This window comes from Actinosynnema sp. CA-299493 (assembly GCF_050946825.1).
Taxonomy (GTDB): domain Bacteria; phylum Actinomycetota; class Actinomycetes; order Mycobacteriales; family Pseudonocardiaceae; genus Actinosynnema.
The window spans coordinates 1,844,011-1,862,400 of record NZ_CP191993.1 but is presented as its reverse complement, the minus strand read 5'-3'; the positions used below and the strand labels follow the sequence as shown (position 1 = coordinate 1,862,400).

The 18,390-nt window shown below is 72.0% G+C and carries 22 protein-coding genes; 9 read left to right on the top strand and 13 right to left on the bottom strand.

The window, feature by feature from the left end:
* Nucleotides 1-11: 11 nt before the first annotated feature.
* From ACQPYE_RS09080 to ACQPYE_RS09060, 5 genes are all read right to left on the bottom strand, one after another.
* Nucleotides 12-440 carry a CBS domain-containing protein gene (locus tag ACQPYE_RS09080; protein ID WP_498720554.1) on the bottom strand — a complete coding sequence of 143 codons (429 nt, stop codon included), beginning with the start codon at nt 438-440 and terminating at the stop codon, nt 12-14.
* 324 nt (nt 441-764) lie between these two features.
* Nucleotides 765-965 (bottom strand): hypothetical protein, encoded by a 201-nt coding sequence (locus ACQPYE_RS09075; protein WP_498720552.1) that lies wholly within the window; start codon nt 963-965, stop codon nt 765-767.
* 31 nt (nt 966-996) lie between these two features.
* Entirely contained in the window at nt 997-1,149 is a 153-nt protein-coding gene (locus ACQPYE_RS09070; protein WP_170185077.1) for a hypothetical protein, read from the bottom strand.
* Between the two features lie 139 nt (nt 1,150-1,288).
* Nucleotides 1,289-1,423, bottom strand: a complete 135-nt coding sequence (locus tag ACQPYE_RS09065; protein WP_498720551.1) for a hypothetical protein — start codon at nt 1,421-1,423, stop codon at nt 1,289-1,291.
* An 18-nt stretch (nt 1,424-1,441) separates the two neighbouring features.
* Nucleotides 1,442-2,149 carry an EcsC family protein gene (locus tag ACQPYE_RS09060; protein WP_498720549.1) on the bottom strand — a complete coding sequence of 236 codons (708 nt, stop codon included), beginning with the start codon at nt 2,147-2,149 and terminating at the stop codon, nt 1,442-1,444.
* A 48-nt stretch (nt 2,150-2,197) separates the two neighbouring features.
* Between ACQPYE_RS09060 and ACQPYE_RS09055 the strand changes: the two genes are divergently transcribed.
* Nucleotides 2,198-3,289, top strand: coding sequence for an Rv2629 family ribosome hibernation factor (locus ACQPYE_RS09055; protein ID WP_498720548.1), 1,092 nt, complete (start codon nt 2,198-2,200; stop codon nt 3,287-3,289).
* Between the two features lie 83 nt (nt 3,290-3,372).
* Here ACQPYE_RS09055 and ACQPYE_RS09050 read toward each other — a convergent pair whose 3' ends face one another.
* From ACQPYE_RS09050 to ACQPYE_RS09035, 4 genes are all read right to left on the bottom strand, one after another.
* Entirely contained in the window at nt 3,373-4,221 is an 849-nt protein-coding gene (locus tag ACQPYE_RS09050; protein ID WP_498720546.1) for an amino acid ABC transporter permease, read from the bottom strand.
* Nucleotides 4,218-4,892: an amino acid ABC transporter permease gene (locus tag ACQPYE_RS09045; protein WP_498720545.1), complete on the bottom strand. Its 675-nt coding sequence runs from the start codon at nt 4,890-4,892 to the stop codon at nt 4,218-4,220. The genes ACQPYE_RS09050 and ACQPYE_RS09045 overlap by 4 nt, the downstream gene beginning before the upstream one ends.
* A gap of 71 nt (nt 4,893-4,963) precedes the next feature.
* Entirely contained in the window at nt 4,964-5,851 is an 888-nt protein-coding gene (locus ACQPYE_RS09040) for a glutamate ABC transporter substrate-binding protein (RefSeq protein ID WP_498720543.1), read from the bottom strand.
* Nucleotides 5,852-5,914: 63 nt separating this feature from the next.
* Complete coding sequence (locus tag ACQPYE_RS09035) at nt 5,915-6,643, bottom strand: amino acid ABC transporter ATP-binding protein (RefSeq protein WP_498722867.1); 729 nt, start codon at nt 6,641-6,643, stop codon at nt 5,915-5,917.
* Nucleotides 6,644-6,804: 161 nt separating this feature from the next.
* Between ACQPYE_RS09035 and ACQPYE_RS09030 the strand changes: the two genes are divergently transcribed.
* Together ACQPYE_RS09030 and ACQPYE_RS09025 are read left to right on the top strand one after the other, a co-directional pair.
* On the top strand, nt 6,805-7,476 hold the full coding sequence (locus ACQPYE_RS09030; RefSeq protein ID WP_073886595.1) for a response regulator transcription factor: 672 nt from the start codon (nt 6,805-6,807) through the stop codon (nt 7,474-7,476).
* Nucleotides 7,477-8,856: a sensor histidine kinase gene (locus ACQPYE_RS09025; protein WP_498720541.1), complete on the top strand. Its 1,380-nt coding sequence runs from the start codon at nt 7,477-7,479 to the stop codon at nt 8,854-8,856. It begins immediately after the preceding gene.
* Nucleotides 8,857-8,864: 8 nt separating this feature from the next.
* Here ACQPYE_RS09025 and ACQPYE_RS09020 read toward each other — a convergent pair whose 3' ends face one another.
* Together ACQPYE_RS09020 and ACQPYE_RS09015 are read right to left on the bottom strand one after the other, a co-directional pair.
* Nucleotides 8,865-9,800: a beta-propeller fold lactonase family protein gene (locus tag ACQPYE_RS09020; protein WP_498720539.1), complete on the bottom strand. Its 936-nt coding sequence runs from the start codon at nt 9,798-9,800 to the stop codon at nt 8,865-8,867.
* 250 nt (nt 9,801-10,050) lie between these two features.
* Complete coding sequence (locus tag ACQPYE_RS09015; RefSeq protein WP_498720538.1) at nt 10,051-11,001, bottom strand: TAXI family TRAP transporter solute-binding subunit; 951 nt, start codon at nt 10,999-11,001, stop codon at nt 10,051-10,053.
* Between the two features lie 57 nt (nt 11,002-11,058).
* Between ACQPYE_RS09015 and miaB the strand changes: the two genes are divergently transcribed.
* Genes miaB through ACQPYE_RS09000 form a run of 3 tightly spaced genes read left to right on the top strand, consistent with a single transcriptional unit; the run spans nt 11,059 to nt 13,577 of the window.
* A complete protein-coding gene (miaB, locus tag ACQPYE_RS09010; protein WP_498720536.1) occupies nt 11,059-12,525 on the top strand; it encodes a tRNA (N6-isopentenyl adenosine(37)-C2)-methylthiotransferase MiaB in 1,467 nt (488 codons plus the stop codon).
* Nucleotides 12,526-12,538: 13 nt separating this feature from the next.
* The gene (locus ACQPYE_RS09005) at nt 12,539-13,015 is read left to right on the top strand and encodes an Rv2732c family membrane protein (protein ID WP_498720535.1); all 477 of its coding nucleotides are present in this window, start codon (nt 12,539-12,541) and stop codon (nt 13,013-13,015) included.
* A 16-nt stretch (nt 13,016-13,031) separates the two neighbouring features.
* Nucleotides 13,032-13,577, top strand: a complete 546-nt coding sequence (locus ACQPYE_RS09000; RefSeq protein ID WP_498720534.1) for a GNAT family N-acetyltransferase — start codon at nt 13,032-13,034, stop codon at nt 13,575-13,577.
* On the opposite strand, the gene ACQPYE_RS08995 is transcribed toward ACQPYE_RS09000, so the two are convergent.
* Nucleotides 13,574-14,908: a DUF349 domain-containing protein gene (locus ACQPYE_RS08995; protein ID WP_498720532.1), complete on the bottom strand. Its 1,335-nt coding sequence runs from the start codon at nt 14,906-14,908 to the stop codon at nt 13,574-13,576. The genes ACQPYE_RS09000 and ACQPYE_RS08995 overlap by 4 nt on opposite strands.
* Before the next feature lie 185 nt (nt 14,909-15,093).
* Here ACQPYE_RS08995 and ACQPYE_RS08990 point away from each other — a divergent pair, with 185 nt between their 5' ends.
* Genes ACQPYE_RS08990 through dapF form a run of 3 tightly spaced genes read left to right on the top strand, consistent with a single transcriptional unit; the run spans nt 15,094 to nt 17,495 of the window.
* A complete protein-coding gene (locus ACQPYE_RS08990; protein WP_498720531.1) occupies nt 15,094-15,777 on the top strand; it encodes a class III extradiol ring-cleavage dioxygenase family protein in 684 nt (227 codons plus the stop codon).
* Between the two features lie 4 nt (nt 15,778-15,781).
* Nucleotides 15,782-16,684: a tRNA (adenosine(37)-N6)-dimethylallyltransferase MiaA gene (gene miaA / locus ACQPYE_RS08985; RefSeq protein WP_498720529.1), complete on the top strand. Its 903-nt coding sequence runs from the start codon at nt 15,782-15,784 to the stop codon at nt 16,682-16,684.
* A gap of 10 nt (nt 16,685-16,694) precedes the next feature.
* Complete coding sequence (gene dapF, locus ACQPYE_RS08980; RefSeq protein WP_498720527.1) at nt 16,695-17,495, top strand: diaminopimelate epimerase; 801 nt, start codon at nt 16,695-16,697, stop codon at nt 17,493-17,495.
* On the opposite strand, the gene ACQPYE_RS08975 is transcribed toward dapF, so the two are convergent.
* The gene (locus ACQPYE_RS08975; RefSeq protein ID WP_498720526.1) at nt 17,492-18,349 is read right to left on the bottom strand and encodes an SMP-30/gluconolactonase/LRE family protein; all 858 of its coding nucleotides are present in this window, start codon (nt 18,347-18,349) and stop codon (nt 17,492-17,494) included. The two genes, dapF and ACQPYE_RS08975, sit on opposite strands and share 4 nt — an antisense overlap.
* Between the last annotated feature and the right edge of the window lie 41 nt (nt 18,350-18,390).

The window sequence follows — 18,390 nt, the reverse complement described above, 5'->3', positions numbered from 1 at the left end:
GCGGCCGTCGGCTAGCCCTGCGAGATGTACGCGGCCAGCTGGTCGTGGTCTTCCTGCAACTGGTTGATCCGGCTCTTCACCACGTCGCCGATGCTGACGATGCCGACCAGCTCACCACCGTCGACCACCGGCACGTGCCGGATGCGCCGCTCGGTCATCAACACCGTGAGGCTGTCGACCGAGTCCCGCGACGTGCAGGTGAGCACCTCGCTGGTCATGATCTCCGCCACCGGCGCGGCCAGCAGCTCGCCGCCCCGGTCGTGCAGCTTCCGCACGACGTCGCGTTCCGACACGATCCCGACGACGCCCTCGGTCCCGAGCACGACCATCGCGCCCACGTTGTGCTCGGCCAGCGCGGCGACGAGCTCCGCCACCGACGCTCTCGGCTCGACCGTGGCCACGGCCGAGCCCTTGTTGCGCAACACGTCAGCGATCCTCATGGGCGCCTCCCGATCTCCGCCAGACCCGGTTGCTACCCAGCTCAGGCTAGTTCGCCGGGCAGGTGATCGGCAGGTCACGCGCCCGAAGAGAGCACTACCCCGTCAGCTCGTCTTCAGCCGTGCGGCGGTCGGACGCACGCCCGGCGCCGGGAACTGCGCCAGGTGGACCAACGCCGCCACGCCACCGGACCGATCGGACCAACCGGCCGCGACGGCCGGTCACCGTCCACAGTGGACAGAGGCGACCCCGGCCGGCCGCCCGGCCGGTTCCGGGCGGTGCGCTGACGGCGCACCGGGAACCGGTCGGGCGGTCGTGCCCGTCGCTCAGCCGCCGCTCGTGCGCCGGAACACGCGCCGTCCGACGAACGTGTTCTGGTGCGGCCGGCCCGGGTTCTTGTTCACGCTGTCGTTCTTCTGGGCGTGACCGCGGCGGGCCGCGCGGTTGAGCGGAACGTCGGCCTGCTCCGGCTGGTCCTGCTCGGCCTGCTCGCCGTCGTCGACCTGCGGAACGTCCTGATCGGTCATGTTTGCCTCCTGGGTGTGGCGAAGTCGCTGGTCAGCGACGCCGCATGGCGTACTGGCGCGGGGTGGCGACAGCTCGACCGCCGCCGAAGCGCGGCTGCGCCGCGCCCGACGAGCGTGCGCCGCGGCGTGCGGCGCGGTTGGTCGGCTGATCGTCGTGCGGTGGTTCGTTGCGCATGGTGGGCATGCGTTCGCCTCCTCGATGTCCGAGGCGTGCAAGAGAGTACGACCCGTGGTTCGACAGGGTCGCGAGAAGAGCCGCTGGGGCCACCAGGAGAAGGGTGCGGCACGGCCCGAGGCCGGTGCGGCGCTGGAGGAAGAAGTCCTCAGAGGTAGATCTGGAAGAACATGGTCGTGACGTTAGCGTGCTTCACGCCCAGATGCCAATCGTTTTGTCGGCGGCCGAGGTTCTCGACCGCCGCCGCCACCCGATCGGGTACACCTGCGGGCAGCGCGACCACGCCGTTCCGCCGGGCCGATCAGTCCCGGCTCTCCACGATCGAGACGATCTCGCCGTCGATCACGGTGCCGTCCACGACCGCCGGGGGTTCCTCGCGCTCGGAGAAGAAGCGGGAGGCGAAGGCGCCCACGGCGCGGGTCGTGACGGCGTCGAACGTGCCGCCGATGACACCGCCCACCAGCGGCACGCCCTTGGCCAGGGTCACGGTCGCCCTGCTGGTGCCGTACTTGGCCAGGAGGGTGAAGCCGACGCGCTTGTTGATCTCGCGGATGAGCTGGACCGGTATCCGCTCGATCAGGTTCATGGTGAGCTTGGAGCCCACCTTGATGCCCGCCTTCTTCAGCAGCTCGGTCCCCGCGTTGCCCAGCAGGCACACCAGGATCGCCGTCTGCACCTCGTCGCTGTCCAGGTCGTGCCCGTGCACGGCGGCGATCGACGCGATCAGGTGCGTCTGCACCAGGTAGGACGCGGTCAGGTTCGCGGGCAGGGTGACCGGCAGCGTGATCAGGCCGCCGACGTTCGTGGCGAAACCCTGCACGCCCGCCGCCGCCACGTGCGTCCGGATCAGGTGCTTGATCGCCTCCTCCGGCGTCAGCCCCTTGTCCAGCGCCTCCACCGCCATCTGGCGCGCGCCCTTGAACGGTCCGAACCCGTTGATGCCCACCCTGAGGAGGTGGTCCACGGCGTTCTGCTGCACCTTGGTGATCGCACCCGGTTCGTCCACCATGCCCCTGAGGTTACGCGGCGCGCGATCGGGTAGCCGAGGCCAATGGACATGTCTTCGTTGGGAGAGCTGGTCAGGCAACGCGGCCCGTTCGCGTCGGTCTACCTGGACGCCTCGCACGACACCGAGGACGCGGCCAAGGCCATGGAGCTGCGCTGGCGCGCGGTGCGCGAGGAGCTCGCCGGGCAGGGCGCGGACGACGCGACGCTGGACGCGGTGCAGGAAGCGGTGCTGACGCCGGTGCCGGGCAAGTCCGGTCGGGCGCTCGTCGCGGCGCACGGCCGGCTGCTGCTGGACCGGGTGCTGCCGCGCCCGCCCGCCGTGGAGACCGCGCGCTGGTCGGACCGGCCGAACCTGCTGCCGCTGGCCTCCTGGATGGAACCCGCCGTGCCCCACGTCGTCGTGCTGGTCGACCGGGCGGGCGCGGACCTGCACGGGTACGACGGGCGCGGTGAGCGGGCGGGCGAGGTGCACGACCAGGTGCACGGCGACGAGCACCCGTTGCACAAGGTGCACGGCGGCGGCTGGTCGCACCGGCGGCTGCAGAACGCCGTCGAGGAGACGGCCAGGCGCAACGCGGCGCTGGTGGCCGGCGAGGTCGACCGGCTGGTCACGGGCCTGGACGCCCGGCTGCTGGTGCTGGGCGGCGAGGTGCGGGCGCGGGCCGACGTGCGCGAGGAGCTGAGCCCCCGGTGCCGCGACGTGCTGATCGAGGTCGAGGGCGCGTCCCTGGCCGAGGGCGCGGACGACGCCGCGTTCGACCACGCGGTCCAGTCGCTCGTGGCGCAGTACCAGTTCGACCTGGACAACGACGTGGTGGAGGAGTTCACCGCCGAGGCGGGCCGCCCGGACGGCCGCGCGGTGCAGGGCCTGGAGCCCGTGGTCGAGGCGTTGCGCGAGGCCAAGGTGGCCGCGCTGCTGGTGTCCGACCCGGCGCTCGGCGACCGCACCGTGTTCTCCGGCGACGACCCGGCGCAGCTCGCGCTGCGGGAGACGGACCTGCGCGGCCTCGGCGTCGAGCACGTCGGCGAGCAGCGGGCCGACGAGGCGCTGGGCACCGCCGCCGCGGCGACCGGCGCCCACGTGGTCGTCACCGACGCCGCCGGGCTGCGGGAGGGCGTGGGCGCGCTACTGCGCTACTGACCTGGGCGGACGGGTCCGCCGCGCTCACGTGCGTCGAGCGCGGCGGACCCGTCCGGCCTGGTGGAAGACCGGGCGCGGCCCGCTCAGACCGCCGCCGCGACGACGTCCTCGGCCGGCTTCTTCTCCAGCACGACCACCTTCTTGTCACGCCGGCTGCGCTTCTCCAGGTACGTCGCCAGCCAGGTCAGCAGCAGGCACATGGAGATGTAGATCGCGGCCACGATGATCGTGACGGGCACCAGCGGCCGGCCGAACTGGAACTGGCTGCCGATGTCGCGCGCGAAGTCCAGCAGCTCGTCGTAGGTGATCAGGAAGCCGAGCGCGGTGTCCTTGAGCAGCACGACCAGCTGGCTGATGATCGCCGGCAGCATCGCCCGCACGGCCTGCGGCAGCAGCACGTGCCTCATCACCTGGGTCTTGCGCATGCCCACCGCATAGGCCGCCTCGCTCTGCCCGCGCGGCAGCGACAGCACGCCCGCGCGGAACACCTCGGCCAGCACCGAGCCGTTGTAGAGCGTCAGGCCGAGCACCACCGAGTACAGCGGCGGGCCGATGGAGATGCCGTAGTGGAAGACGAAGATCAGCACGACCAGCGGCACCGCGCGGAACAGCTCGACGACCAGCATCGACGGCACGCGGATGATCTTGTGGTCGGAGAGCTGGCCCGCGGCGAAGACCGCGCCGAAGAGCAGGGCGAACACCGCGCCGAGGCCGAACGCCTTGAGCGTGTTCAGCAGCGCGTCGACGAGGGTCAGCTGGATGTTCTTGTACTCCAGCCAGGACCACTTCCGGCCTTCGAACTGGCCGCTCTCGGCGAACCGGTAGATGACGAAGCCGATGCCCGCGACCAGCACGAGCGTGCCGATCACCGCGTAGAGGCGGTGGCGCAGCCGGGCCCGCGGCCCGGGGACGTCGTACAGGACCGAGCTCATCGGGCGATGCTCCACCGCTTCTCAAGGCTGCGTTGCAGCAGGGTCATGGGGATCACGAGCACCACGAAGAACCCGGCGACCCAGAGCAGGCCGAACAGCTGGTTCTCGCCGCGCTCGGACAGGTTCGCGCTGATGGAGCCCGCCTGGAACACCGAGAAGCCCGCCGCGATGGTGGTGTTCTTGAGCAGGGCGATCATGGTGCTCATCATCGGCGGCACGACCGCGCGGGTGGCCTGCGGCAGCACCACGGACCCGAGCATCTGGCCGAACGTCAGGCCGAGCGCGCGCGAGGCCTCCGCCTGGCCGACCGGGACGGTGTTGATGCCGGCCCGCACGACCTCGCACACGAACGCCGCCGTGTAGAGGATCAGCGCGGTGAGGGCGGCGCTGAAGTAGAAGCTGGCGGCCGACCCGCCGAAGGTGTCCGCGGTCACGATCTTGAGCAGCGGGAACGCGAAGGCGAAGAAGAAGAACACGAGGGTGAGCGGGGTGTTGCGGACGATCGTCACGTAGGCGGTGCCCATGGCTCGCATCACGGGGACCGGCGCGACCCGCAGCATCGCCAGGACCGTCCCCAACACCAGCGACCCGACCGCGGAGATCAGGAACAGCTCAACGGTGTTGAGGAACCCGGGCCCGTACAGGTCGAGGTTGTCGAGCAGGACGTCCATCGGCTTCCTCGGTTAGGTGGGTGTGGTGCGGCCGGTCGCCGGAACACCGACGACCGGCCGCGGAGAGCTGATCAGTAGCGTTCGAGCACGGGCTTGTCGGCCTTGGAGCCCGACTTGCCCAGGGTGACGTCGTAGGCCGCCTGCCACGCGCCGCCGTTGATGGCCTCTTCCAGGATGTCGTTGACCTTGTCGCGCAGGGCCTTGTCCTCCTTGGGGAGGCCGATGCCGTACGGCTCGTTCGAGAAGGTCTTGCCGACGACCTTCAGCGTGGTCGGCGACTGCGAGGCGTAGCCCTTCAGGATCGCGTCGTCGGTGGTGACGGCGTCGACCGCGCCCTGCTCCAGCTGCTCGACGCACAGCGAGTAGGTCTGGAGCTCGACGATGTTCTCCGGCTCGGTCAGGCCCTCGGACTTGACCTTCTGGATCGGCGTCGAGCCGGTCACCGAGCAGACCTTCTTGCCCTTGAGGGTCTCCTTGCCGGTGATCGTGTCGTCGTCCTTCTTCACCAGCAGGTCCTGCCCGGCGGTGAAGTACGGGCCGGCGAACGCGACCTGCTCCTTGCGCTTGGCGTTGATCGTGTAGGTGCCGACGTAGTAGTCCACGTCACCGTTGATCAGCGCCTGCTCGCGACCGGCCGAGGGGATGGCCTTGTAGTCGATCTTGTCGTCGCCGTAGCCGAGCTTGGCGGCGACGAGCTTCGCGATCTCGATGTCGAAGCCGGTGAACTTGCCGCTGGTCGGGTCCTTGTAACCCAGGCCGGGCTGGTCCTCCTTGACACCGACGATGACGCGGCCCCGGGCCTTGATCTTGTCGAAGGTCGGCGAGCCGTCGACCTTCACGTCGGCGGCGACCTGCTGCGAGGGGGCCGTGCCCGTCTCGCCGGGGCCACCCTCCTTGCCGCATGCGGTCAGGGCGAGGCCGCCGGCCAGCAGCGCCACCGCAAGGGTGCGAACCCTCATCGTCGTACTCCTGCTCTTCATCGGGTAGTGCGGCGCCAGGCTCAGCGCCGCGTTCGTGGGACTTCAGTGGGTCAGGATCTTGCCAAGGAAGTCCTTCGCGCGGTTGGACTTCGGCGCGGAGAAGAACGCCTCCGGCGTCGAGTCCTCGACGACCTCGCCGTCGGACATGAAGATGACCCGGTCCGCGGCCTTGCGGGCGAAGCCCATCTCGTGGGTCACCACGAGCATGGTCATGCCCTCCTTGGCCAGCGTCGTCATCACGTCCAGCACCTCCTGGACCATCTCGGGGTCCAGCGCGGAGGTCGGCTCGTCGAACAGCATCACCTTGGGCCGCATCGCCAGGGCGCGGGCGATCGCCGCGCGCTGCTGCTGCCCGCCCGACAGCTGGGCGGGGTACTTCTCCGCCTGGTTCGCGATGCCGACCCGCTCCAGCAGCTCCATGGCCGTCTTGCGGGCCTCGGCCGCCGGGGTCTTGCGGACCTTCACCGGCGCGAGCATCACGTTGTCGACGATGCTCTTGTGGGCGAACAGGTTGAACGACTGGAACACCATGCCGACATCGGCGCGCAGCCGGGCCAGCTCCTTGCCCTCGGCGGGCAGGGCCTGACCGTCCACCTCGATGACGCCGGACTCGATCGGCTCGAGCCGGTTGATCGTGCGGCACAGCGTGGACTTGCCCGAGCCGGACGGCCCGAGCACCACGACGACCTGCCCCTTCGGCACCTCCAGCGTGACGTCCTTGAGGACGTGCAGAGGCCCGAAGAACTTGTCCACGCCCGCCATCCGGATCATCGGCGGTGCAGGAGTGGCGGCGGTCATCAGTCCTCCAGTAGGGGTTCCTGAGCGATGGCGGAAACCTAGGTGTGAATCACCACACCAGTCCAGGCGGTTGAGCAAGACTTAGGGTCTCAACTCTGTCACAGGGTGGCGACACTTATCGGGGAGGCTCCACGGTGCGGGTGCTGTTGGTCGAGGACGACGACCGCGTGGCGGAAGCGCTGGTACCGGCGCTGACCCGGCGCGGTTTCACGGTGGACCGGCAGGCCACCGGTCGGGGGACGCTCGATCGACTGACCGGGGTCGACGTGGTGCTGCTCGACCTGGGCCTGCCCGATGTGGACGGTGTCACGCTCTGCCGGCACATCCGCGCGGCGAGTGACGTGGCGATCATCGTCGTGTCGGCCCGCGGCGAGATCGACGACCGGATCCTCGGCCTGCACGCCGGCGCGGACGACTACCTGGTCAAACCCTACGACGTGGGCGAGCTGGTGGCCCGCGTGCACGCGGTGCGGCGGCGGCGCGGCGACCCGGTCGGCGTCGGCGGCACCGGCACCGAGGTGTTCGAGGTCGCCGACGTGCGGGTCGACCTCGGTCGGCACGAGGTCACCGTGGCGGGTGAACCCGTGGCGCTCTCGCGCAAGGAGTTCCAGGTGTTGGCGCTGGTGGTGGCGGCGGGTGGCGCGGTGTGCACCCGGGAGCGCATCCTGGCCGAGGTGTGGGGACGCACCTGGGCGGGGGCCAACCGGACCCTGGACGTGCACGTGGCGACGCTGCGGACCAAGCTCGGGCGTCCTTCGTTGTTGGAGACGGTGCGCGGTGTCGGGTACCGGTTGAGCGGGGGCTGAGTGCGGTCGCGGCTGCTGGGCATCGTGTTGACGCTGGTCGTGCTGGTGCTCCTCGGCCTGGGCCTGCCGCTGGGCCGCGGCATGGCGCAGGCCGAGCAGCAGGAGATGTTCCTGGACCGGCTCACCGACACCACGAGGTTCGCCTCGGTGGCGCAGCGGCCGTTCATCGACGACCAGCCGGAGGTGCTCGAACCGGAGCTGCGCCGCTACCACGAGCTGTACGGCATCCGGGTGGCCCTGCTGGGCCGGGACGGGCAGGTGGTGGCCGCGTCCTCGGCCGACGTGGACGTGTCGGAGCCCGAGGTGTCCGACCTGGTGCACGCCGCGCTGGCCGGCCGCCAGCCGGTCGCGCCGGAGCTGGTCATGCCGTGGGAGTCGACCGAGCTGGTGCTGGCCGAACCGGTGCTGGAGGCGGGCGAGGTCCGGGGCGCGGTGGTGACGTTCTCGCCGACCTCGAAGACGCGGGCCGAGATCCTGCTGTGGTGGTCGGTGCTGCTCGGCGGCAGCACGCTGGTCCTCGTGCTCGGCGTGTTCGTGGCGTTGCCGCTGGTCCGGTGGACGTTGCGGCCCGTGCGGCGGTTGGACGACGCGACCGGGCGGCTGCTGGCGGCGGTGGTGTCCGGGCAGCCCGTGCAGCCGGTCGGCTCGTCGGACGGCCCGCCGGAGCTGCGGCAGCTGTCGCGGTCGTTCGACCAGATGGCGGCGAACGTGAGCGATGTCCTGGCGGCGCAGCGCGCGTTCGTCGCGGACGCCTCGCACCAGCTGCGCAACCCGTTGACGGCGCTGAAGCTGCGTCTGTCCAATTTGGAGGACCACGTGGTCGGCGAGGGCGCCGCGCACCAGGTGGCGGCGTTGGACGAGGCCAACCGGCTCAACCGGATCCTGGACGAGCTGCTGTCCATGGCGCGGGCGGGCGCGCAGTCGGTCGACCCCGTGCCGGTGGACGTGGACCGGGCGGTGGCCGGGCGGCTGACGGCCTGGCAGCCCGCCGCGGCGGCGCGCGAGGTGCACCTGGTGCTGGACGGCGAGCCGGGTGGCCGGGCGCTGGTGCCGCCGCGCGGCGTCGAGACCGTGCTGGACGCGCTGCTGGACAACGCGCTGAAGTTCACCTCCGACGGCACGCTGGTGCGCGTCGACGTGCGCCGGCGGGACGGCGTGGTGCGGCTCTCGGTGGGCGACGAGGGCCCCGGTCTCGCGCCGGACGAGCTCGACCGCGCCACGGACCGGTTCTGGCGCAGCCCGGCGCACCAGAACGTGCAGGGCTCCGGGCTCGGCCTGGCGCTGGTGCGGCAGATCGTGGAACGGGTGGACGGCTCGGTCCGGCTGGAGTCGCCGGAGGGCGGCGGCCTGCGGGTGACCGTCGAGTTCCCCGCCGCCTGACCTCGCGCTCAAGAGGTGACGGCCACGCCCTCGGGCGCCACGCCGACGGTGAACGGCGCGGCGGTCTCGCCGTTCTTGGCGTTGATCACCGACACCGTGCCCGCCCCGGTGTTCGTGACGTACACGAAGCTGTCGTCGGGCGCCGCCGCCGAGCCCTCGGGCATCCGCCCGACCTTGACGACCTCGATCGGCTTGCCGGTGGGCCCGAGGACGCTGACCGTGTTCGACCCGGTGTTGGCGACGTGCACCCGGCCGCCGGGGGTGACCGAGACGCCGAGGGGCGCGTCGCCGACCCTGGTGGTCTCGACCGGGCGGTGGTCGTCCGTCCCGATGACGGTGACGGTGTCGCTGCCGGTGTTGGCCACGTAGAGGTACCGGCCGTCCCGGCTGATGGCGATGCCCGCCGGGAAGACGCCGACCGGGATGGCGCCGACGGCCGTCTGCGAGCCGGCGTCGATGATCGTGACGCTGTCGCTGCCGTGGTTGGTCACGTACACCCGCGCGCCGTCGGGGCTCGCCACCGCGCTGTGCGGGAACCGGCCGACCGGGATGGTCTTCACCGGCGCGTTCGTGGCGGTGTCGAAGACCGTGACGTCGCCGCGGCCGAAGTTGGTGACGTAGGCGTGGGTGGGTGTGGCGGCGACCCCGAAGGGGTTGGGCCCCACCGGCACGGTGGCGATGACCGAGAGCGCGCGGGTGTCGATCACCGAGACGGTGTTCGAGGACTCGTTGGTGACGTAGACGCGGTGCCCGGCCGGGTGCGCCCCGACACCCGCGGGGTAGTCGCCGACACCCAGCGTGGCCGTCACCCTGCCCAGGCGGGTGTCGTACACGGTGACGTTGTCGGAGCCGCTGTTGGCCACGAACACCTGGATTCGGGCCGGCCACCGGGGTGATGCGTCGAAACCGGTGCCGGCCAGTACCGCGAGCACCGCGATGGTCACTCCCAAACGGGGCAGTCGACCCGTTCGGGTAATCATTGGAGAAGACGCTGCGTGAAAGCGCGCGCGTACCGAATAAACGGACATGAGCTCCCCGTACCGGTTCCTGGAACACCCGGGACGTCGCTGGTCCCGCGCTTGCCATCACGCTAACGGCCTAGCGGCGGGCGGCGCCGCTCCAGCACCTACTTGACCCCGACTTGGGCGAGCGTCCAGGCGTGGCGCTTACACCGTAGGAATGACGCTGCGAGCACTAAACTTTTACGTCGCGGTAATACCGCATCGCGCCGGGGTGCAATTCGATCGGCGTCGTCTCGATCGCCGAGCGGGCCTCTATGGACCGCGCCACCGGACTGGCCGCGACCAGCGCCGGCTGGGCCTGGAACAGCCCCCTGACCAGGGCCTCCGCCACCTCGTCGGACATGGTGTCGTTGACCAGCAGGAAGTTGCGCACCACGAGCGTGACGACCGGGCCGCCCCCTATCTGCTCGTACGCCGACGCGGGCAGGGTGGCGGAGCCGTACACCGGGTAGGTCCGGCGCAGCTCCGGCAGGACGTCGCCCAGGTCGAGCATCCGCAGCTTCACCGTCGTGGCCAGCGTGGTGACCGCGTCCGTGGGCACGCCGCCCGACCAGAAGAACGCGTCCAGCGCGCCGTCGCGCATCGCGTTCGCGCTCGTCGGCAGGTCCATGTACTGGACCTTGAGGTCCGACTCCGGCGACATGCCCGCCGACTTGAGCAGCCGCTGCGCGATGAGCCACACGCCCGAGTCGCGGGCGCCCACGCTGACCCGGAGGCCCTTCAGGTCGGCCAGCTTGGTGGCCGGCAGGTCGTCCCGCACGATCAGCTGGAGGTAGTCGTCGTGCATCCGGGCCAGCGCGTACAGCTTGTGCCCGGCGGGGCCCTTCTGCTTCTCCTCCGCCGCGTCGGCCGCGGAGAACCCGACCTGCGCCTGGTTGGCCCGCAGCCGGTCGAGGTTGTCCACGGAGCCCGCCGTGTTCGCCACCTGGGCGCGGGGGATGCCCGGCTCCCGGGTCCACGCGTCGGCCAGCGCCATGCTCAACTTGTGGTAGACGCCACCGGGGCTGCCGGCCGCCATCGTGAGCTTGACCTGGTCCAGGTCGTCGCCGCACGCCGTCAAGGACAGGGTGGCCAGGGCCAATGCGGCCCCGACCGCGTGCAACCGCAGGAGCGTTCCCGACACCCGCGCATCGTCGCACGTCCACGCTCTACGCTGGACCCGACGGAAGGACTAGGTGCAGTGACTCGCAGTTACCAGATCCGCACGTTCGGCTGCCAGATGAACGTGCACGACTCCGAGCGCCTGGCCGGCATGTTGGAGGACGCGGGCTACACGCCCGCCGAAGGCGACGTCGCGCCGGACGTCGTGGTGTTCAACACCTGCGCCGTGCGGGAGAACGCCGACAACAAGCTCTACGGCACGCTCGGCCACCTCGCGCCCGCCAAGTCCGCGAACCCCGACATGCAGATCGCCGTCGGCGGCTGCCTGGCGCAGAAGGACCAGGGCGAGATCGTCAAGCGCGCGCCGTGGGTCGACGTGGTCTTCGGCACGCACAACATCGGCTCGCTGCCCGTGCTGCTCGAACGCGCCCGGCACAACCGCGAGGCCCAGGTCGAGATCCTGGACTCGCTGGAGACCTTCCCCTCGACGCTGCCCGCCCGCCGCGACTCGGCCTACTCCGGCTGGGTGTCGGTGTCCGTGGGCTGCAACAACACGTGCACGTTCTGCATCGTCCCGTCGCTGCGCGGCAAGGAGAAGGACCGGCGGCCGGGCGAGGTGCTGGCCGAGGTGCAGGCGCTGGTCGACCAGGGCGTGCTGGAGGTGACGCTGCTCGGGCAGAACGTCAACTCCTACGGCGTCGAGTTCGGCGACCGGTACGCGTTCGGCAAGCTGCTGCGCGCCACCGGCGGCATCGAGGGCCTGGAGCGGGTCCGGTTCACCTCGCCGCACCCGAAGGACTTCACCGACGACGTGATCGCCGCGATGGCCGAGACGCCCGCGGTGTGCCACTCGCTGCACATGCCGCTCCAGTCGGGCTCGGACCGCGTACTCAAGGAGATGCGCCGCTCGTACCGGACCGCGAAGTACCTCTCCATCCTGGACGACGTGCGCGCGGCCATGCCGGACGCGGCCATCACCACCGACATCATCGTCGGCTTCCCCGGTGAGACCGAGGAGGACTTCCAGGCCACGCTGGACGTCGTGCGCGAGGCCAGGTTCTCGTCGGCGTTCACGTTCCAGTACTCCAAGCGGCCCGGCACGCCCGCCGCCGAGCTGCCCGACCAGCTGCCCAAGCAGGTCGTGCAGGAGCGGTACGACCGGCTGGTCACGCTGGTCAACGACGTCGCCCACGAGCTGAACCAGGAGCAGGTCGGCCGGCGGGTCGAGCTGCTGGTCGCCTCCGGCGAGGGCCGCAAGGACGCCGAGACGCGCCGGATGACCGGCCGCGCCCGGGACGGCAGGCTGGTGCACTTCACGCCCGGTGACGCGCGCGTGCGTCCCGGTGACGTGGTGGAGACCGTGGTGACCTACGGCGCGCCGCACAACCTGATCGCGGACGGCCCGCTGCTGTCGCACCGCCGGACCGAGGCGGGTGACCGGTCCGAGGCCGGGCTGAAGCCGAAGACGCCGGGCGTGACGCTGGGGCTGCCCTCGTTCGGCAAGCCCGCTCCCCTGCCGGCCGCGGTCGGCGGGTGCGCGGTCTGAGGGGGAAGCGCCGATGAGCGAGAACGACCGGGACGACCTGGCCGGGCTGCGCGAGGAGATCGACGGCGTGGGCCGTTCGGCGGCCAGGCGCTTCGACCCCGGCGCGGGCGCGTTGACGATCGCCGTCGCGGCGCTGGCGATCCTGGTGTCGCTGATCCTGCCGTGGGTGGACGGCGTGCCGGGCCTGAGCGTCCTGTTCGGCACGGCCGAGGGGCTGCCGGAGGTGTTCGCCTACCTCGCGGTGGTCGTCGGCGTGCTGCTGCCCGCGCTGACGCTGGCGTTGCGGCGGTGGGCGTTGGCGTGGGTGTGCGCGCTGGCGTCGTTCGCCGCGTCGGTGGCGGGCGTGCTGTCGATCTGGACCACGCAGACGACGACCGGCCACCACCCCGGTCCCGGACCGGGCCTCGGCCTGGTCCTGGCCGTGGTGGCGGTGGTCGTGCTGCTGGTGAAGTGGCTGAAGCTGGCCGCGTCCCGGCCGCCGATGCAGTGACCGCCGGGTTGACGACGTGGAGCTGCGCACCGAGCGGCTGACGTTGCGGCCACCGGTGGCGGACGACGTGGTCGCGGTGCACGAGGTCCACCGCGACCCGTCGGCCTGCGCGCACAACCCGTCGGACGCCCTGCACACCCCCGAAGAGGCCGCCACCCTGCTGGAGCGGTGGCGGGAGCACTGGCGCGGCTTCGGCTTCGGCTACTGGGTGGTCCGCCGGCACGACGTGGGGCGACCGCTCGGGTTCTGCGGGGTGAAGCTCACCGACGTCGACGGTCGGCGCGCGCTCAACCTGTTCTACCGGTTCGACCCGGCCGCCTGGGGTCGGGGCATCGCCTCGGAAGCGGCCCGCGAGGTCGTGCGGTGGGCGCGCGACACCTTGCCCGACTACCCGGTCGTGGCCAGGGTGCGGCCCGCCAACACGGCGTCGCAGCGGGTGGCGGTCAACGCCGGCCTGACCCGCGCCGAACACCTGGACCGCCCCGGCGAGGACGGACCCGACCTGCTCTTCACCGCGGGCTGGGCCCCTTCACCGCCGGTGAAGGGGCCCCTCGCCCACTAACGGCTCGCGACCGCCTGCTCGGCGGCGGCCAGCCACTCGCGCCACTGCTGGGCCTGCGCCTCGGCCTGCTCGGCACGGCGCTTGTCGCCCGCCGTGCGCGCCTTCGCGGCCTGGGCCTCGAACTGCTCCACGCGCTCGCGGAACTGCGCGACGCGAGCCTCGGCCTCCGGGTCGGACTTGCGCCACTGGGCGTCGACCGCGCCGCGGACCCGCTCCTCGATCGTGCGGAGCTTGCCCTCCAGCTCGCGGACCCGCTCGCGCGGCACCTTGCCGATCGCGTCCCACCGCTCCTGGATCTTGTACAGCTGCTGCCGCGCTGCCTCCAGGTCGAGCGACGGGTCGATCCGCTCGGCCTCGGCGAGCAGCTCCTCCTTCAGCTTCCCGTTGGCCTCGAACTCGGCGTCGCGCTCGCTGAACGCCTCGGAGCGCTTGGCGAAGAACGCGTCCTGCGCGGCCCGGAACCGCTGCCACAACGCGTCGTCGGCCTCCTTGGGCGCGCGCCCGGCGGCCTTCCACTCGACCATCAGGTCCTTGTACCGACCGGCCGTGGGACCCCAGTCGTCGGACTCGATGAGCTTCTCGGCCTCCTCGACCAGCTCCTGCTTGCGGTTCTTGGCCACGCCGCGCTGCCGGTCCAGGTCGGCGAAGTGCGACCCGCGCCGGCGGTTGAACGCGTCACGCGCCTTGGAGAAGCGCCGCCACAGCTGCTCGTCGGTCTTGCGGTCGACGCCCCGGATGGTCTTCCACTCGTCCAGGATCTGGCGCAGCCGGTCGCCGGCCGACTTCCACTGCGTGGACTCGTTGGCCAGCGCCTCGGCCTCCTCGACCAGCTCCTGCTTGCGCGCGCCCGCCGCGGCCCGTGCCTCGTCCTTGGCGACCTTGGCCGCCTCCAGACCCTTCTCGGCCAGCACCAGCACGTGCTCGACCCGTGCGGCCAGGGCGGCGAGGTCACCGACCACCGCCGCGTCGGCCAGGCTCTCCTGGACGTGCTTCGCGCTGGTCAGCGCGTGCTTGGGGTCGCCCGCGCCGGAAGACAGCCGCGTCACCAGCAGCTCGACCTCGGTGCGGATGTCGTCGAACCGGCGCGCGAAGTGCGCCAGGCCCTCGGCGGGCTCGCCCGCCTGCCAGGAACCGACGACGCGCTCGCCGTCGGCCGTCTTGACGTAGACGGTGCCGTCCGCGTCCACGCGCCCCCAGCGGTCAGGGTGGTCCGACGCCACGGGGACCGGTGGTGCCGCCGTGACCGGCGTCGCTCCCACCCTGGTCTCCTCGACCACCGCCCCCGCACCACTGTCGCCAGTGGTTCCCGGTGTCGTCTCGTGCTCCGTCATCGCCGGCTTCCTCCTCGCCTGCCCACTTCGTGGTGCCCGTGCCGACCACGGGCGCCCCGCCTACGACGGGGCCCAGCACCCGAGTACCGCGACGCCCCCTAAGAGTGCCCAGTACCTCGCGCGCATTCAAACAGGTCAAGGCTCGCATCGGTACCGGTGGTGGCCGATGAGTAGCGTGGACTGCCATGATCTCGCGCCTGGTGGTCGTGCCGCACCCGCCGCTGCTGGTGCCCGAACTGGTCTCCGGCGCCGCGCCGGACACCGAACCGGTCCGCTCGGCGTGCCTGGCCGCGGCCCGGGACCTGGCCGCGCACGCGGCGGACTGGGTGGCCGTCGGGGTCGACCCGTCCGGGCCGCGGGTGGTCGAGGGGGTGGCGGGCACGTTCCGCGGCTTCGGGGTGGACGTGCGGGTGTCGTTGTCGGACGACGCGTCCTCTGTGGAGGAGGACCTGCCGCTGCCGGCGCTGGTCGCCGCCTGGCTCCGGGAACGCGTCGGCGCGCGGTCCGTGCGCGTGCACCTCGTGCCGCCGGACCTGCCCACCGCCGAGTGCGTCGCCCTGGGCGGGCGGCTCGCGGGCTCACCCGCGCTGCTGGTGCTCGGCGACGGGTCGCACCGGCGCGGCGAGCTGGCCGTCGGGCGGCCGGACGAGCGGGCCGAGCCGTTCGACGAGGACGTGCGCGAGGCGCTGGCCACGGCGGACACCGCGGCGTTGCGCGCCCTCGACCCGGCGGCGGCGGCCGAGCTGGGCGCGTCCGGCCGGGCCGCGTGGCAGGTGGCCGCCGGCGTGCCGGGACCGTGGCGGTGCGCCGGGTCGGAGTTCCTCGCGCCCTTCGGCGTCGGCTACCACGTGGCGGTCTGGGAGGCTTGAGCCCGTGAACAACCCCATCGCCGTCGTCGGACCCACCGCCACCGGCAAGTCGGACCTGGCCGTGCGGCTGGCCGTGGAACTGGGCGGCGAGGTGGTCAACGCCGACGCGATGCAGCTCTACCGGGGCATGGACATCGGCACGGCCAAGATCGCCGAGGCCGAGCGGCAGGGCGTGCCGCACCACCTGCTCGACGTGCTCGACGTGACCGAGACCGCGTCCGTCGCCGCCTACCAGCGCGAGGCGCGGGCCGTGGTGGAACGGCTGCTCGCCCGGGGCCGCACGCCGGTGCTGGTCGGCGGCTCGGGCCTGTACGTGCAGGCCGTGCTGGACGACCTGGTGTTCCCCGGCACGGACGAGAAGATCCGCACCCAGCTGGAGCAGGAGCTGGCCGTGTTCGGTGCGGAGACGCTGCACGGCCGGCTGGCGCAGCTGGACCCGGCCGCGGCGCTGGCGATCCTGCCGAGCAACGGCCGCCGGGTGGTGCGGGCGCTGGAGGTCATCGAGCTCACCGGGCAGCCGTTCTCGGCCACCCTGCCCAAGCCCGGACCCGCCCGGTACGGCACGGTGGTCGTCGGGCTGGACCGGGACGTGTCCGAGCTGGACGAGCGGGTCGACGCGCGGGTGGCGCGGATGTTCGAGTCGGGCCTGGTGGACGAGGTGCGCGCGCTGGAGGCCCGCGGTCTGCGCGACGGCCGCACGGCGTCCCGCGCGCTGGGCTACCAGCAGGTGCTGGCCGCGTTCGACGGCGAGTGCCCGATCGAGGAGGCCGCGGCCACGACCGCGCAGGCCACCCGGCGGTTCGTGCGCAAGCAGCGGTCCTGGTTCCGCCGCGACCGGCGGGTGACGTGGTTCGACGCGGGCGGGCCCGGGCTGGCCGACGACGTGCTCAAGCTGGTCGCACCGTAGCCTGGTGCCCGTGGGAGTCGAGTTTCTCAAGGGTCACGGCACCGAGAACGATTTCGTCGTGCTGCCCGACCCGGACAGCGCGCTGGACCTGACCGAGTCGCGCGTGCGCGCGCTGTGCGACCGGAGGCGCGGTCTGGGCGCGGACGGCGTGCTGCGGGTCGTCCGGCCCGACTTCGGCCCGTGGTTCATGGACTACCGCAACGCCGACGGCTCGATCGCCGAGATGTGCGGCAACGGGATGCGCGTCTTCTCGAAGTACCTGGTCGAGGCCGGGTTGGTGCCGTCGGGTGAGTTCACCATCGGCACGCGGGCGGGCGAGCGGCAGGTCGTCGTGCACGACGACGGCACGGTGACCGCGGACATGGGGCGCGTGCTGGTCACCGGCACCGGCACGGCCACGGTCGGCGGCAGCGCGTTCGGCGGTGTCGCGGTGGACGTCGGCAACCCGCACCTGGCGTGCGTGACCGAGGTGCCGGTGGCGGAGCTCGACCTGAAGCTGCCGCCCGGCCACGACCCGGTGCAGTTCCCGCACGGCGTGAACGTCGAGTTCATCAACGTGCTGGACGAGGGCGTGCTCCGGATGCGGGTGCACGAGCGCGGCGTCGGCGAGACCCGGTCGTGCGGCACGGGCACGGTGGCCTCGGTGGCGTCGTGGCTGTACGGGGCCGGTCGGCGCACCGGCAAGGCCACTGTGGACGTTCCGGGTGGACGGGTGTCCGTGGTGATCGAGGAGGACGGCTCCACGCTCACCGGCCCGGCCGCGCTGCCGGCCCGCGGGGAGCTCGACCAGGCGTGGTGGGACGCGCTCTAGAGCGCGAACACCTCCAGCCTGCCCAGCCTCGCCTCGGACACCACCTCGGGCTGCGAGCTGGGCGCGGTGCAGCAGACCAGCTGGTCCCCGACGATCGCGACGGCGAAGCAGAGCCGGCTGGTCTCCACCTTCCGGGTGATCCGGCCGCCCTCCTCGACCCGGAACGCGAACGGCTGGAGCGCGGGCGCGACCCACACGCCGCCCTCGGCGTCCACCGCGATGCCGTCCGGCGCGATGCCGTGCTCGCGCAGCGACGCGAAGACCCGCCGGTCGGCCAGCGAGCCGTCCTCGGCCACGGCGAACGAGGTCAGGCCGAACGCCAGCGTCTCGGCGATGACGAGCCTGCCGTCGGGCAGCAGCCCGGTTCCGTTCGGGAACTTCAGGTCCTCGGCGGCCACCCCGACCGTCCCGTCTGGTTCGACCAGCGCCAACGGCGTGCCGGGCGCGACCCAGCCCGGCTCCAGCATCGCCGCCTCGCCGCCCGACGCGAGGGCGGCGTGCAGGTCGAAGCCGAAGTTGCCGACGTACGCGCGGCCGTGCGCGTCCACCAGCATGTCGTTGGCGTGGAAGGTGGCGACGCCGGTGAGGTCGGCGTGCTCGACCAGGCCGTCCGGCTCCAGCCGCAGCACCTTGCGGTCCCGCATCGACACCACGAGCAGCCGCCCGTCCGGCAGCCAGCCCAGGCCCGACGGCTGCCCCGGCACCTCGCAGACGACCTCCTCCTCCCCCGAGGCCAGGTCGAGGGCGCGGACCTCGTGGTCGTAGAAGTCCGAGTAGTAGAGCCTGCCGTCGGGCCCCTGCCGCGGACCCTCGCCGAACCGGAGACCTTCGCGCAGCACGGTGGTGTCAGCCATGCCGGTCGACGCTAGTGATCACCGGCACGTCCCGCATCGAC